This window comes from Azospirillum aestuarii, from assembly GCF_016632405.1.
Lineage (GTDB): Bacteria > Pseudomonadota > Alphaproteobacteria > Azospirillales > Azospirillaceae > Azospirillum > Azospirillum aestuarii.
This window is the reverse complement of record NZ_JAEPIV010000014.1, coordinates 111,175-125,484: the sequence shown is the minus strand read 5'-3', so window position 1 is coordinate 125,484 and position 14,310 is coordinate 111,175. Positions and strand designations below refer to the sequence as shown.

Sequence of the window (14,310 nt, the reverse complement as noted above, 5' to 3'; positions counted from 1 at the left end):
GTCATGGCTCCGCGAGAAAATTTTCTCGCGGAGCCGGCTCGCCTCACTCCCCTCCCCCGCCCTTCCCGGCGTTCAGGATCGCGTCGATGTCGTCGCGGATCGCGCGGAGCGTCTCCCGGTCGATGTCGGCCAGCGCCAAGCCCTGTTCACGGACGCTGGCGACGGTCTGGCGCGCCCCGAACACCGCCTTGGCCAGCGGCTTCGGCAGGGCGCTGCCTGTCGGAACCGCGTTGCTGCGGGGCTTTGCCGCCGCGGGTGCCGGGACCTCCTCGTCGGCGGAGCGCCGGGTCATTTCCTTGACCAGTGCGTCCCAGCCGCGCAATTGTTCGCCCTCCCCTTTCAGCCGGGCGATCTCCACCAGCCGGTAGCGCGCCGGGCGGTGCAGCGGATACTCGTCGCGGATGCGCTGCGGCAGGCGGCTGATGAGAAGCGCGCGGGAAATGTCCACACGGTCCTTGCCCACGATCCGCCCGACATCCTCCTGCCGGTAGCCGTGGCGCTCCATCAGCCGGGCGTAGGCGTCTCCCTCTTCAAAAGGTGACAGGTCGGCGCGGACGACGTTCTCGATCAGCGCCAGCTCGTCCGACGCTCCGGTGACGGTGACGGCGTAGATGGTCGGGTGACCGAGCGAGCGAACGGCGCGGAAGCGCCGCTCCCCGAAGACGAGCTGAAAGCGGCCGTCACTCAGCTGCTGCACGCCGACCGGCTGGGCCAGCCCGTGCTGCGCGATGGAGGATTTCAGGGCCTCCATGTCCGCCTCGTCGAAATGGCGGCGGGGCTGGTCGGGGTTGGTGACGATGCGGCCGACGTCGATCTCCACGACGACCGGGCCGCGGCGGTTGAAGCCCTGCCCGTCCTCGCGGGCTTGGCGCTCTGCCGCCGCGGTGGTCAGCACGCCGGTGTTCGTCCGGGCCAGTTTACGCGACATGAGCCATCACCTCCGGCATGCGGGCACGCTCCTGGATCAGCGCGTCGGCAACAGCCTGATAGACCTCGTAGCCCGGCGCGTCCGGCACCGCCTCCAGCGCGGCGCGCCCGGCGGCCACTGCCTGGGCGTAGACGGTCGCCCGCGGGATCGGGCCGAAGACCCGCAGCTTCGCGCCGAACAGGTTGCGGATGTCGTCCAGCGACGCCTGGTCCTGGGTCAGCCGCGCGTTGAACATGGTCGGCAGGATGCCCAGCACGCTGACCCCCGGGTTGGCCCGGCGGCGGATCATGTCGAGATTCTCCAGAAGGAACTCCACGCCGGCGACGCTCAGCATTTCCGTCTGGCAGGGGATGGCGACGGTGTTGGCGGCGGTCAGCGCGTTGCGCGCCAGCATGCCGAAATGCGGCGGGGTATCCACGAAGATGAAATCGTAGCTCTGCCGCGCTCCGCCATCCAGGCATTCACGAAGCGCGCAGTCCCCCGAGGACTGGCTTTGCAGCTCCGCCTCCGCGTCGCCCAGCCGCATGCCGCTGGGGATCACGTCCAGCCCGCTGTCGGTGGTGACGATGTAGTCGCTGAGATCGAAACCTTTCCCCCGCGATTTCAGCGCCTCCACCGACGCCTTCAGGGCGTAGTAGAGGGTCTTCTCCTCGCGCTCACGCTCGATGGAATTGATGCCGAGATGGATGGTGGCGTTGGCCTGCGGGTCCGCGTCGATCAGCAGCACCTTGAAATGCCGGGCGAGCAGGGTGGCGGTGTTGACGGTGAAGGCGGTCTTGCCCACGCCGCCCTTGCGGTTGGCGGCCGCGCAGATCAGCGCCGGGCCATGCCGCGTCACGGTTCCGATCTTCTCCTGCAGCAGCAGGGAAATGATCGAGGCCGGGATCTTCTCGCTGCCGTTCTCCCAGCGCGAGATCTTCGCCTTGTCGTATTTCCGGCCGAGCTTTTCGTTCAGCCAAGCCGCGAAGTCCGGCTGGTTCAGCGTCCGGCCTTCCCGGAACGCCTTGATGTCCTCGCCGCGCATGGTTCATTCCCCTGCCTTGCCCTGACGCCACTTTTGCGCGGCGCCGGAGTCCGGTCAAGCCGGAATGTTGACTCCGGGGCAGGGGAGGGGAGTCAACATTCGGCGAGAAAATTTTCTCGCGGGACAAGGCTCCGGCGGGCGACGCAACCCGTGCGCCCCCGCCGGTCCGGTCAGCTGGGCTTGTAGGCCGCCTTCGCCTCGGGCATCAGCTTTTGCAGCGCGGCGATGCGGTCCGTCGTGCCGGGGTGGGTGGACATGAAGGTGGGCTGCTCGCCCCCGGCCTGCTTCATGTTCTGCCACAGCTCGATGGCTGCCTGCGGGTCGTAGCCGGCGCGGGCCATCATCAGCAGCCCGGCGCGGTCGGCCGCCAGTTCCTGGTTGCGGGAATAGGGCAGCAGCAGGCCGTATTGCGCGCCGGTGCCCAGCGCCGCGGCGATCATCTCACTGCCGCCGACCCCGCTCGCCCCGGCCACGGCCCCCAGGATGCTCGTGCCGGCGTCGGTGGCCATCTGGGTGCTCACCCGCTCGGCGGCGTGACCTTCCAGATTGTGGGCGATCTCGTGGCCGATGACCGCGGCGAGCTGCGCGTCGGTCTTGGCGTACTGGAAGAGGCCTTCATAGACGCCGATCTTCTGGCCGGGCAGGGCGAAGGCGTTGGCCTCCTGGCCCTGGAACACGCGCACCTCCCAACCCGCGGGGTCGAGCGAGGCGGCGCGCAGCAGCCGGGCCGAAATCTGCTCGGCACGGCGCTGATAGCTGGCGTTGGCGGTGGCCGGGGTCGACTGGATCAGGCGCTGCCAGTCCTGCTGGCCGAGTTCGACGAGCTGTTCCTGCGAGACGAGGTTCAGCCCGAGCCCCGTCGAGTTTCCGGCGCATCCGGCCAGCGCCAGGGACCCGGCCAGAGCCGCAGCAAGGCACAGGGGTCGGACGGTCATGGTCGGCATTTTTGTTCCTCCGTTGTGGTTCTGTCCGCCGCATCCTATCCGACGGCGGATGGGCTGTGCCGGGGCAATTCGGTGGTCATAATTCTGGTGGCCCTGAGTTTGGTGGCCCAGAGCTTGGCAATCGTGTTGTTGGAGTCGCAACGTTTCGCGGTGCCGGATGTTGCCCCCGATCCCGCCGATACGGAATCAATTGGAGAGGCGAGTGCCGGGCGGGGAGCGACATGGGGGCGATTAGACGTCTAATAGCGTCTCGGCCCGTCCTCCCCCGGCCGTGCCATTCTGTGGATATCCTCTCAAGAGCCTTCTCAACCGCCCGCGCGATTCCATGTATAGTCGGTCTTGTAGGCCGGTGGTGCGATGGCATCGCCGCGGGTGGATGGCGGCAGGAGGAACGGGTGACGACGCTCAAGGAATTCGAAGAAGCCTTGAAGACGGCGGGCAACACGGAGGCCCTGGAGATCCTGGGCAAGCTTCGGGAGCGTGACAAGGCCCAGCGGTCGATCCGCCCGGCGCGACGCGTCGTCGGCAAGAAGATGACGCCCGAACTCGCCGCGCAGATCCTGGAGCTTCATCGCACCACCGACATGACCCAGCAGGAAATCGCTTTCCAGCTCGGCGTCAACCAGGGCCGCGTGAACGAGGTCATCAAGCGCGGCAAGTGGCTGAACGACGACCCCAACGCGCCGGAGGCCGTCGCCCGCGACAAGGCCAAGGCCCGCGCCAAGGACGGGGTGGGCATCGATCCGCGCCCCACCCGCCCGAAGAAGAAAAAGGCGGCCAAGCCGGACGAGGAACCGGCGGTCCAGGAGGCCGTGGCGGAGGACGTGCCGCCCGTCGAAGCTCCGGCTGTGGAAGAACCGGCACATCCCCCTGAGCCGGTCGCGGTGACCCCGACCGCTCCCGTTCCCGAACCGGCTCCTCTGGAGCGGGTGGAGATGGCCCTGAATCCGGACGCCCAGGATACGACGGCCCAGGATCAATCAGCCGAAGACAAGCCGGTCACGGAAAAGGCCCCCAAGGAGAAGAAGAAAAAGCGCAAGGCCGGGCCGCCGGCGCAGCTTCTCTTCGACGGGCTGTAAGGCGCCGGTCAGCCGCGGCGGGGCTGCCACCAGCGGGCCAGGAAGCCCAGCCCGGCGAAGCGCACCACATGGTGCGTGCCGACGAAGGCGGTGTCGAGGCCGAGCACGAAGGCCACGATGGTCATCGCCTCCACCCCGCCCGGCGCGTAGGCGAGCCAGAGCTGGCCGAAGGGAAGCCCGAGCATCCAGGCCCCCGCCCAGGCGAAGGCCGAGGACAGGACGAGCGCCAGCGCCACGCTTTCCAGCGACGGGCGCAGCGCCGCCCGCAGGGAGGCCAGCGTGACCCCGGCGAAGCGCGACCCGATCAACGCCCCCGTCACCACGAAGCCCGCGTTGAGCAGCCAGTTCGGCAAGCGGTGGTCCACGAGACCGCTGCCGTGCAGCAGCGCGCTCCCCAGCATGGCGCCGAGCAGCACGCCGCCGGGCACGCGCAGCCTTTGGAACAGCAGGCCCGCCAGGGCGCTTGCCCCGACCAGAAGAGCCAGCTCAGGCAGGGCGCCCGCCGGGTCGGATAGGGCGGGGCGGGGCGGCAGACCCGGCGGGGACGACACCAGATCCAACAGCCAGGGCATGGCGGCGACCAGGACGAACAGGCGCAGGCTCTGCGCCAGCGCCACGCGCGGCAGGTCGGCCCGGCTCTCCGCCGCCAGCACCAGCACGGCCCCCAGCGCGCCGGGAACGGCGGCGTAGCGCGCGGTCGCCGGGTCCCAGCGGTGCACCCGCTCCAGCCACGCCGAGCAGGCGTACAGGCAGGCCGCCACCGATCCGGCGAGCAGCGCCATGCTGAGCGGCCAGGAAGCCATCTGGTGCAGCGTGTCCGGCGTCACCCCGGCGCCCATGGAGATGCCCAGCAGCACGAAAGCGGCAGTGCCGAGCGGGGAGGGCAGGCGCAGCGTCAACCCGCCGAGCGCCCCGCCGGCCACCGCGGTCATCGCCCCCATCAGCCACGCCGCGGGCAGCCCCGCCAAGGCGAACAGCCCGCCCCCCAGGGCGGCCAGAAGGAGGGTCAGGGTGGTGGAGGCGAGTCGCTTCATCATCCGTCGGGTCCGGCTTCGGCAAGGGCCGTGCACTGTGCGTGTCCCCCGCAATGCTCCGCAACCGGTATGGGCGGTCACCTGACAAGCGTGTGCGGCATAGGCCGGCGATTGTCCGGACCGTCCGCCTGCTGCATTGTCGGAACAACCAGCCGCCACGGCGGCCCAGACGAAGGGGGAGGGGACCATGCCCAAGAAAGCCACGGGACGGACGCCATGAGGTTCGCCGCCAACCTGTCCATGATGTTCACCGAGCGGCCCTTCCTTGAGCGGTTCGGCGCCGCGGCGGCGGCCGGCTTCGACGCGGTGGAGTTCCTGTTCCCCTACGACGTTCCAGCGGAGCGGATCAAGGCGGCGCTGGACGCCCATGGGCTGACCCAGGCGCTGTTCAACCTGCCCCCCGGCGACTGGGCGGCGGGGGAGCGCGGCACTGCCAGCCTGCCCGGACGTGAGGACGAGTTCCGCGAGGGCGTGGCGACGGCCATCGCCTACGCGAATGTTTTGGACAACCGCCTGCTGCACTGCATGGCCGGCATCCCGCCAGACGGGCTGGAGCGCGACGCGGCGCTGGCGCTCTACACCGACAATCTGCGCCACGCCGCGGCGGCCTGCGCGGAGGCCGGGTTGACGCTGCTGGTGGAGCCGATCAACAACAGAGACATGCCCGGCTATCTGATGAACAGCACCGCGCTGGCCCGCCGGGTGATCGAAGCGGTGGGGGCGCCAAACCTGAAGCTCCAGTTCGATCTCTACCATTGCCAGATCAGCGAGGGCGACCTCGCCACCCGCATCCGGGCCAACGCCGACCTCACCGCCCACGTGCAGATCGCCGGCGTGCCCGACCGCCAGGAGCCCGACCGCGGCGAGGTCCACTACCCCTATCTGTTCGAGGTTCTGGCGTCGACCGGCTACCGCGGCTTCATCGGCTGCGAGTACCGGCCCCGCGCCCGGACGGAGGACGGGCTGGGCTGGTTCCACACCGCAAGCAAGCAGGCTGCGCGCTGACCATGGACCTGCTCGCCCCCCTGTCCAGCATCGCCGCCGTCGTCGTGCCGGTGTTCCTGATCGCCGCCCTCGGCTTCGGGTGGAGCCGCGCCAAGCTGCCCTACGACAGCGCCTTCATCACCACCTTTGCGATCAACGTCTCCACCCCCTGTCTGGTCTTCTCCTCGCTGGCCCGTCTGACGCTGGGAGGGGACGATCTGCTGACCATGGCGGCGGCCTCGGTCGGCAGCATGGCGTTGGCCGGCCTGATGGCGACCCCGATCCTGCTGGCCAGCCGCTTGCCGCTGCGCGTCTATCTGCCGGCGCTCAGCTTTCCCAACGGCGGCAACATGGGCATTCCCGTCTGCCTGTTCGCCTTCGGGGAGACCGGGATGGGGCTGGCGGTGCTGTTCTTCGCGACGCTCGCCGTCCTGCAATTCACCATCGGCCCGGCCCTGGCGGCGGGGCGCACGGACGCCAAGCAGGTGCTGCGCACCCCGGTGATCTACGCGGTGGCGCTGGCCGTGCTGGTGCTGATGACCGGCTTCCAACCGCCGCAATGGGTGACCAACACGACGACGCTGCTCGGCAACTGCGCGGTGCCGCTGATGCTGTTCTCGCTGGGGGTGGCGCTGGCGGGCCTGCGGATGCAGGGCATGCTGCGGTCGCTGGCGATGTCGGCGCTGCGCCTGCTGCTCGGCTTCGCCGCCGGGCTGGCGGTGGTGGAGGTGCTGGGCCTGGAGGGCACGATGCGCGGCGTCGTGCTGCTGGAAAGCACCATGCCGGTGGCGGTGTTCAACTACCTCTGGGCGCTGCGCTACAACAACGCGCCGCAGGAGGTCGCCGGGATGGTGCTGGGGTCCACGGCGCTGTCGTTCCTGACGCTGCCGCTGCTGCTGGCGGCGGTGATGTGAAGAGGGGAGGGGACGCTTGCCCCCACCCTAACCCTCCCCCGCTAACGCAGGGGAGGGGACAATTTCTCCCTCTCCCGCCCAGCGCGGGAGGGCCGGGGTGGGGGCAAAGCTCCGCAACGTCTTAACTGGCCTTACGCCGTCGCCGCGTCCGAATGGGTCGCCGCGCGCACCCGGCGGTGGAAGGACGGCGGCACCACGCAGGTTCCGAAGAACATCAGGTAATGCCGCATCTTCGGGTCGCCCGCCCGCGTCGCTTCGGCCAGCAGGCGGCGGACGGCGTTCCAGTCGCCCTCGCGGCGGGCCATGCCGACGACCTTGGTCATCAGGAAAGCGGCGTAGGCGTTGCCGGTCATCAGCGGACGATGGGTGCGCGCCCACTCGAAGGCCTGCCGCCAGTCGTCCACCGAATGCAGCGAGGCGCGGCCCTCGTCGATCTCCACGAAGCACAGCGGCTCGTCGACAAAGACCAGTTCCGCGCCCGGCTGGTCGAGCGCGCGGAACAGCCAGCCCCAATCCTCGAAATGCCGGTAGTCCGGCATCGGCACGGCGAGCGCCAGCGAGCGCGGGACCATGATCGTCGGGGTGGCGAGGTAGCCGGGGCGGGACAGCGGGCTGCGGCGGTCGATCAGATAGTCGCTGATCGGTTCGCCCGGCTCCGGCCGGCGCTGCGGCCAGACGTAACGGCGTTCGCCGATGCTGACGCTGGTGCTGCAGGACACCACCGGCAGTTTGGCGCCCGACGCCTTGGCGGCGGCGAGCTGCCGTTCCAGCTTCTCCGGCGCCCAGGAATCGTCGTCGTCCAGGAAGGCGATCCACTCGCCCAGCGCCGCCTGCACTCCGGCGTTGCGCGCCCCCGCGGGGCCGAGCGACGCCGGGTTCTGCACGATGCGCAGGCGGCGGTCCTCCACCGCCTCCAGCGCGGCGACGGTGGCGGGGTCCGGCCCGTCGACGACGACGACGATCTCCAGATCCTGGATCGTCTGGGCGCGCACGCTCTCCACGGCGTTCAGCACCAGATGCGGGCGGTTGCGCGTCGGAATGACCGCGCTGACGGTGACGGGCGGGGCTTCCGCCGCCCTGCCTTCCGCCGCACCGCCCTTCATCTCCCCGCCTTTCGCCTCAAGGCCCTTCATCGCTTGTACTCCAAATATTGGAAGCCCATCAGGCCGTAGAGATAGCCGCTGCCGACGCAGATCTTCTGGAGACGGCGGATCGGCCAGCTCGTGTCGAAGGCCAGCGCCATCGGCACCAGGGGCAGGGCGGCGAGGTTCAGCGCGATGTGCGCGAGGCCGAGCGTGGAGCGCTTCACCAACGTGCGGCGCTGGCCGTTCAGCTTGGCCTCGGTCAGCGACACGCAGGTCCCCAGCCGGAAGGCGCGGCGCAGAATCCAGCGCGCGGTCATGCGGCTGGCCGGCACATGCTCCTCGATGGTCGCCTCGTCGCACCAGACGATGCGGTGGCCCTGGCGGCGGATCTGCTCGAAGAACAGCACGTCGCTGCCGCCGGACAGGCTCAGCTCCGGGTCGAAGCGCACGCCGCCCTTCAGGATGGAGCGGCGGAACAGCACGTTGCCGGTCGCGCAATAGGCCGGCTCGCTGCCCGTGGGCAAACGTTGCAGATCGTGGAAGCGGCCCTTGGTCAGCCAATCAGGCGGGCGCTTCTCGTAGATCGGCAGGACCGGCCCGGCGACCACGGCGGCGCCGGTGCGTTCCATGGCGGTCACCAGCCAATCGAGCCAGCCGGGGCTCGCCACCTCGTCGTCGTCGATGAAGGCGATCAGGTCGGCGTCCGTGGTCTCGTCCAGGCAGCGGTTGCGCGCGGCGGGAATGCCCGGCACCGGCTCCGCCGCGTAGCGGATGGGGAAGCGCCAGTTCTGTGCCATCTCGCGGCACAGCGGTTCGGCGGAGCGCGCCGGATCGTTGTCCACCACCAGCACCTCGACGTCCAGCGGGGCGTCGGGGTTGAAGGTCAGCCCCTCCAACGACAGCAGCGTGCGGTGAAGATCCTTCGGCCTGCGGTAGGTGCACACGCAAACCACCAGCTTTTTCGACATGGTGCCTGTTCCTTCCTCACGCCTGTTCATGGTGTTCATGCCGGGGATCGGGTGCGTTTCAGCCGGGCCAGCGCCATCCGCACCTGACCCATCAGGTTGGCGGGGTTGAGCACGGCCAGGGCCAGCAGATAGAGGCTGCCCGCCGGGGCGAGCTGGACGAGCAGCAGGTCGCTTTCCATCGCCGCGATCTTCAACCCGGCGGCGAAGAGCAGGGCGGCGGTGGTCACCTTCAGAAGATCCTTCACCGGCACCGCCAGGACGCCAGCGCGCGGCATCAGGATGGCCGCGGCCACCACCCAGCCGAGTTGGGCCGCCAGCGAGCCGTAGGCCGCCCCGATCACCCCGAAGCGCGGGATCAGGAACAGGTTGGCGCCGATGTTCAGCACCGCCGTCAGCATGGTCAGCTTCAGGATGTAGCCGGTCTTCTTGGTCAGGTGCAGCGACAGGTCGAAGTGGTAGATGCGCAGGATGCTGATGAAGACCGACAGGGCGACGATCGGCATGATCGCGGCACCGGTCTCGCGGTACGCCTCGCCGAGCAGCAGCCCGACGATGCCCTGGGCGGAGATCACCTCCATCAGCACCAGGGGCAGGCAGACGAGCAGCAGGATCGTCAGGTTCTGCGCCATGATCGGACGCGCGGCGCGCGGGCCGGCGCTGTCGAAGGCGCGTGACGCCATCGGCAGCGTGACCAGCGAGGCCGCCGACGCCACCAGCATGATCGGCTGCTTGGCGAGGTCGAAGGCCATGGCGTAGGCACCCGCCGCCGCCTCGCCGATGAACCAGTAGATCAGGAAGCGGTCGGCGAAATCGAGCGCCCAGCCGACCATCAGGCTCAGCATCAGCGGGCCGCCGAAGGTCAGCAGAAGGCCGACGCGCTCCCGCGCCGGCCAGCGCAGCGAGATGCCCTTCAGGTCGGAGCGCAGCCAGATCGCGGTGACCAGCAGGAAGCCGATGCTGGTGCCGAGCAGCAGCCCCTCCTCCTTCCAGCCGATCAGCACGAAGGCGGAGCCGAGCGCGAGCCCGAACAGCGCCTTGGCGAAGGACTTGGCGGCGAAGACGGAGCCCCTCAGCCGCGCCCGCGACATCTGGATCGACAGGTCGAACCAGGAGATCAGGATGGCGATCACCGGCAGATACAGCACATAGTCGATGCCGTTCATGCCGGGGTAGAAGGCGACCACCGTCCCCAGGATGGCGAGGACGCCGCAGGCCACCACCAGGAAGGCGGTGACCACGGTGGAGAGCCAGGCGTCCCGCTCGGCCGCGTCGCCGCCGCATTTGCGCAGGACGAACAGGCCCATCCAGGAGAAGCCGCAGGCGTTGATCGCCGCCGCCGCCGCCATCACCAGCGCGTAATGGCCGTAGGCCTCCGGCGTGACGATGCGCGAGAAGACCGCGACCGCCGCGAAGCCCAGTATGCCGACGGCGATCCGGGTCGCGAAGAAGGCGAAGCCGCTCGACATCATGACCGCGACTCCGCAACCGGGATGCCGTTCTGCAGTTTGGGCCGCCGTCCCGCCGCCGGACGCGGGGTCAGTGCGTGGGCATGGACCGTCTTGGCCAGCCGCGTCTGGAAGGCGGTGAAGAGGAACCACAGCAGGCCGTTCTGGATCAGCAGGCTGCTTTCGGCGACGTTGCCCAGCAGGAGCATCATGGCGAAGACGATGTGCCAGCGCGCCGCCCCGCTGCGGTCGACCGGGACGATCCGGGCGATGCGCGACAGGTAGATCACATAGGCCACCAGGAAGAGGCCGAGGCCGAGCAGGCCGACGTCCAGCGTCGTCTGGATGAAGCCGTTGTGGGCGTGGATGTCGAAGCGGCCCGAGGTTCGCCAGAACAGCGCGCCCGGCGCGTCCAGCCCCGACCAGAAGGCGCTGAAGCCGTAGCCCAGCACCGGCTGCTGCTCGATCATCCGGAAGGCGAAGTCCCAGATCAGCGTGCGCCCGGTCAGCGTGATGTCGCGGCCGAGCAGCGTGACGATGCTTTCCAGGTTCAGCAGGGCGAAGATGGCGGCCAGCATGATGACCATGGTGCCGCCGTACAGCTCCAGCGCCAGCGACCCGGCATCCTGCCGGTGGGTGACCAGCATCACCAGGGTCATGCCGGCCATGGCGACGATCAGCGCCGTGGCGGAGCCGGACATGACGAGACAACCGGCCATGATGGCGAAGGTGCCCAGCCGCCAGACCAGCGCCATGGTGTCGGTCACCGGGCGGGAGCGTAGGACGAACAGCCCGGCGGTCAGGCCGAAGGCCATGGCGTCGCCCAGGCCGTTCTTGTGGGAGAAGACACCGCGCCACTGCGATCCCTGCTCCGCCGGCATCAGGCCGTAGCTCGGCAGGCCGACCGCGAGCAGCGCGCTCAGCACCGCCAGCACGAAGACCGCGCGGTGAATCAGCCGGGCCAGTGCGACCTCGCCGTAGGACAGGCCGACATAGAGGCCGAAGATCGTCGTGCCGACCAGGGCCACGCTGCGGCGGATGGTCAGCGACGGGTCATGCGACCACTGGCTGGACGCGATGGCCAGCACCACCATGAGCGCCATGGGAATGCTGAGATAGCGGAAGGCCCGGACGCCGTGGAGCATGACGATCCGCAGCAGGGCCGTGGCGTAGAGGCCGGCGAAGATGAGCTGCTTGATGGTGTCGCCGGAGGATTCCGGCGCGCCGCCCGCGCGCAGGATGAAGCGCTGCGAGGGCGCGGACATCATCACCGACAGCAGCGCATCCCACAGCAGGATCAGGCCGATCGCGCACACCACCTGATCGAACAGGCTGGGCGTGAGATCGGCGGCGCTGCGCAGGAGCGGCGTCGTCCGTGGCCGGGCGGGCGGCGCGTCCGCAGCGGGCGCCGCCGCCAGAGCGGCTCGGTTTCGCGGAAATGGCGTTGCACTCATCCTGTTCCCCCGATGAACCCGCATTCATTTCCCTCTCCCCTCTGGGGAGAGGGTCAGGGTGAGGGGGTTGCGCTGCTGCCGGACACACCTCCGTGCACAACCCCCTCACCGACCCTGCGGGTCACCCTCTCCCCAGAGGGGAGAGGGCTAAGATGACCAAACGCAATCGCGCCGGGCGTTTCCGCCGTCACGTCATGGTCAGCGCGTGTAGTAGCGGCGCGCCTCGTTCATGCCGTAGGCCTCTTCCGACGCGTCGGTGCGGGCCAGCTTCTTCAGGTCCACCCGGCTCAGCACGACGCTGGTGACGTCGCGGCCCAGCTCGGTCAGCCGCTCGATGGCCCGCTGGACGACGGCGCGCGGCGTCTGCTCCCAGCGCACCACGAACAGGCATTCCGTCGCCGACCGGGTCAGCACGCCCGCGTCCGCCACGACCGCCATCGGCGGGGTGTCGAGGATGACGCAGTCGTATTCGAGCGAGGCGAACTTGATGATGCTCGCCAGCTTCTCCGACCCCAGAAGCTCCTGCGGGTGGTCGCAATGCGGACGGCCGACGACGTAGTGCAGTCCGCTGCGGCCATCCACCTGGACCACGTCCTGCCATTCCGCCTTGCCGACGATCAGGTCGCTCAGGTCGCCCGGAGCGTTGTCGCCCAGCACGTTCCCGATGCGCGGGCAGCGCAGGTCGCACTCCAGAAGCAGGACCCGCCGGCCGGATGCCGCCAGCATGCGCGCCAGGGTCAGGCAGACGGTGGTCTTGCCCTCGCCGGGAACGGCGGAGGTCACCATCACCACAGAGCCGGTGTTCAGGGCGCCGCGGGCGTAGAGCGACACGCCGATGGCGCGCACCGCCTCGCTGTACTCCGACCGCGGACGGTCGAGGACGTAATCCTCCGGCTTGGCGTTCTTGTGATGCGGCAGGGACGGCACCAGCCCGATGGCCGGCACGCCGATCGTCTCCTCCACATGCTGGGTGTTGCGGAAGGTCTTGTTCAGATGGTCGCGCAGGAAGGCCAGGAACATGCCGATCAGCAGGCCCACGGCCAGACCGCCGCCGACGAACAGCTTCTTGCCCGGCGTCGACGGCTCCAGCGGCGGTTCCGCCTTGGACACGACGCGGGCGTCGCGCTGCTGAAGGTCGTCCTGCTCGCGCGTTTCGACGAGGCGTTGGAGCAGCCCTTCATAGACGCGGCGGTTGGCGTCGGCCTCGCGCTGAAGCTGGGCCAGACGGACGTTGGCGCCCAACTCGCCCGCGGTCTCGGCGGTCAGCTTCTTCAACGCGGTCTCAAGCTCGCGCTCGCGGGCGCGGGCGATCTCGACCTCGTTGTTGATGACCGCCATGATCTTGGTGGCTTCCTCGCGCATCTTCTGGCGCAGGTTCGTCAACTGGTTGACGTAGGCCTGCACCGCCGGATGCTGGTCCCCGTAGCGGGTGCGGTATTCGGCGAGCCGGCGCGCGATGGCCGACTCCTCCTCGCCCAGCCGCTGGATCAGCGGCGAGCCCAGAATCTCCGCCGCGTTGCCGTCGGTCGGGCTGCGCGCGACGATCCGGGCGTTCTGCGCCCGCGCCTCCGCCCGGCCCCGCTCCGTCTGGGCGACGACCAGGGCGCGGTTCAACTCGGCCAGCTGCTGCGACAGGAAGGTCTCGCCGCTGGCCCCGCCGAGCACGAGCCCCTGCTGCGCGCGGTAGTCCTGCACCGCCTTGTCCGACACCTCGACCTGGGCGCGCAGCTCGTTGATGCGGTCCTCCAGCCACTTGTTGGCCTGCTGGTTGACGTCCTTCTTGGTCTGGAGCTGGTCGCGCAGGTACTCGTCCACGAAGGCGTTGGCGATGCGCGCTGCCTTGTCCGACTCCTTCGCCTTGAAGGAGACAAGGATGGTGTAGGACTGCGCGTCGCTGGTCGCCGACAGGCCGCGGCGAACGTCGGCGATGACCGCGGCGCGCTCCTTCTCCGGCGACGTCGGCTCCTTCACGCCGATCCCGGCGGAAGTCAGGTAGGCGGTGATCTGCTGGCGCAGCGGCGCCAGGTCGTAGCCGACGGTGTCGTTGATCCCGGCGATGGCCCGGTCGATGGCCGAAGGCCGCTCGATGGCGCCGTTGAACTCCGGGTCATGGACCAGCCCCAGCCGGTCCACCACCTTGGCGGCGGTGGCGGTGGAGGTGATCATGTCGATTTCGGTCCGGATCGCCGCCGCCTCGCGCGGCAGGTTGGAGATCACGGCGTTGATGTCCGTGACCTCCGTCGTGCGCGGGTCGATGATGAGCACGGCCTGACTGGTGAACCGCGGCTCGTAGAGCAGGGCACCGGTGGTGGCCAGCGCGGTGCAGCACAGGACGCTGGCGATGATCGTGCCCCGGCGTCGGCGCAGCACCTGGAGGAGGTCGCGGAGCGCGACCTCCCGCGTGCTGGCTTCGGACCCCAGGGCTCCGTCTACATGAGTGTACGCGGCCAT

The 14,310-nt window shown here is 69.4% G+C and carries 12 protein-coding genes; 3 read left to right on the top strand and 9 right to left on the bottom strand.

Features of this window, described 5'->3' with window-relative positions:
• Positions 1-43: 43 nt before the first annotated feature.
• The 3 genes from JJL56_RS21630 to JJL56_RS21620 all read right to left on the bottom strand — a co-directional run bounded on the left by JJL56_RS21630 (position 44) and on the right by JJL56_RS21620 (position 2,896).
• Positions 44-928, bottom strand: a complete 885-nt coding sequence (locus JJL56_RS21630) for a ParB/RepB/Spo0J family partition protein (protein WP_145624745.1) — start codon at positions 926-928, stop codon at positions 44-46.
• The gene (locus tag JJL56_RS21625) at positions 918-1,952 is read right to left on the bottom strand and encodes an AAA family ATPase (RefSeq protein ID WP_145624746.1); all 1,035 of its coding nucleotides are present in this window, start codon (positions 1,950-1,952) and stop codon (positions 918-920) included. Before JJL56_RS21625 ends, JJL56_RS21630 begins: the two co-directional genes overlap by 11 nt.
• Positions 1,953-2,122: 170 nt before the next feature.
• Positions 2,123-2,896: a M48 family metallopeptidase gene (locus tag JJL56_RS21620; RefSeq protein WP_145624747.1), complete on the bottom strand. Its 774-nt coding sequence runs from the start codon at positions 2,894-2,896 to the stop codon at positions 2,123-2,125.
• Positions 2,897-3,291: 395 nt separating this feature from the next.
• Between JJL56_RS21620 and JJL56_RS21615 the strand changes: the two genes are divergently transcribed.
• Complete coding sequence (locus JJL56_RS21615) at positions 3,292-3,975, top strand: sigma factor-like helix-turn-helix DNA-binding protein (protein WP_200486211.1); 684 nt, start codon at positions 3,292-3,294, stop codon at positions 3,973-3,975.
• Positions 3,976-3,983: 8 nt separating this feature from the next.
• On the opposite strand, the gene JJL56_RS21610 is transcribed toward JJL56_RS21615, so the two are convergent.
• Positions 3,984-5,012 carry an AbrB family transcriptional regulator gene (locus JJL56_RS21610; protein ID WP_145624749.1) on the bottom strand — a complete coding sequence of 343 codons (1,029 nt, stop codon included), beginning with the start codon at positions 5,010-5,012 and terminating at the stop codon, positions 3,984-3,986.
• Between the two features lie 213 nt (positions 5,013-5,225).
• Here JJL56_RS21610 and otnI point away from each other — a divergent pair, with 213 nt between their 5' ends.
• Positions 5,226-6,014, top strand: a complete 789-nt coding sequence (gene otnI, locus JJL56_RS21605) for a 2-oxo-tetronate isomerase (protein ID WP_200486210.1) — start codon at positions 5,226-5,228, stop codon at positions 6,012-6,014.
• A 2-nt stretch (positions 6,015-6,016) separates the two neighbouring features.
• Positions 6,017-6,907, top strand: coding sequence for an AEC family transporter (locus JJL56_RS21600; protein ID WP_145624751.1), 891 nt, complete (start codon positions 6,017-6,019; stop codon positions 6,905-6,907).
• A 131-nt stretch (positions 6,908-7,038) separates the two neighbouring features.
• On the opposite strand, the gene JJL56_RS21595 is transcribed toward JJL56_RS21600, so the two are convergent.
• The 5 genes from JJL56_RS21595 to JJL56_RS21575 form a co-directional block, all read right to left on the bottom strand.
• Complete coding sequence (locus JJL56_RS21595; RefSeq protein WP_109068789.1) at positions 7,039-8,040, bottom strand: glycosyltransferase family 2 protein; 1,002 nt, start codon at positions 8,038-8,040, stop codon at positions 7,039-7,041.
• Positions 8,037-8,960 (bottom strand): glycosyltransferase family 2 protein, encoded by a 924-nt coding sequence (locus JJL56_RS21590; protein ID WP_145624753.1) that lies wholly within the window; start codon positions 8,958-8,960, stop codon positions 8,037-8,039. Before JJL56_RS21590 ends, JJL56_RS21595 begins: the two co-directional genes overlap by 4 nt.
• 35 nt (positions 8,961-8,995) lie before the next feature.
• Entirely contained in the window at positions 8,996-10,429 is a 1,434-nt protein-coding gene (locus tag JJL56_RS21585; RefSeq protein ID WP_200486209.1) for a lipopolysaccharide biosynthesis protein, read from the bottom strand.
• Entirely contained in the window at positions 10,426-11,859 is a 1,434-nt protein-coding gene (locus tag JJL56_RS21580; protein ID WP_200486208.1) for an O-antigen ligase family protein, read from the bottom strand. Before JJL56_RS21580 ends, JJL56_RS21585 begins: the two co-directional genes overlap by 4 nt.
• A gap of 198 nt (positions 11,860-12,057) precedes the next feature.
• The gene (locus JJL56_RS21575; RefSeq protein ID WP_145624756.1) at positions 12,058-14,310 is read right to left on the bottom strand and encodes a GumC family protein; all 2,253 of its coding nucleotides are present in this window, start codon (positions 14,308-14,310) and stop codon (positions 12,058-12,060) included.

Excerpts from the sequence above, each read along its gene's own strand:
- JJL56_RS21630 (WP_145624745.1), bottom strand. The coding sequence starts at position 928 with ATGTCGCGTAAACTGGCCCGGACGAACACCGGCGTGCTGACCACCGCG.
- JJL56_RS21625 (WP_145624746.1), bottom strand. The coding sequence starts at position 1,952 with ATGCGCGGCGAGGACATCAAGGCGTTCCGGGAAGGCCGGACGCTGAAC.
- JJL56_RS21620 (WP_145624747.1), bottom strand. The coding sequence starts at position 2,896 with ATGCCGACCATGACCGTCCGACCCCTGTGCCTTGCTGCGGCTCTGGCC.
- JJL56_RS21610 (WP_145624749.1), bottom strand. The coding sequence starts at position 5,012 with ATGATGAAGCGACTCGCCTCCACCACCCTGACCCTCCTTCTGGCCGCC.
- otnI (WP_200486210.1), top strand. The coding sequence starts at position 5,226 with ATGAGGTTCGCCGCCAACCTGTCCATGATGTTCACCGAGCGGCCCTTC.
- JJL56_RS21600 (WP_145624751.1), top strand. The coding sequence starts at position 6,017 with ATGGACCTGCTCGCCCCCCTGTCCAGCATCGCCGCCGTCGTCGTGCCG.
- JJL56_RS21595 (WP_109068789.1), bottom strand. The coding sequence starts at position 8,040 with ATGAAGGGCCTTGAGGCGAAAGGCGGGGAGATGAAGGGCGGTGCGGCG.
- JJL56_RS21590 (WP_145624753.1), bottom strand. The coding sequence starts at position 8,960 with ATGTCGAAAAAGCTGGTGGTTTGCGTGTGCACCTACCGCAGGCCGAAG.
- JJL56_RS21585 (WP_200486209.1), bottom strand. The coding sequence starts at position 10,429 with ATGATGTCGAGCGGCTTCGCCTTCTTCGCGACCCGGATCGCCGTCGGC.
- JJL56_RS21580 (WP_200486208.1), bottom strand. The coding sequence starts at position 11,859 with ATGAGTGCAACGCCATTTCCGCGAAACCGAGCCGCTCTGGCGGCGGCG.
- JJL56_RS21575 (WP_145624756.1), bottom strand. The coding sequence starts at position 14,310 with ATGGCCGCGTACACTCATGTAGACGGAGCCCTGGGGTCCGAAGCCAGC.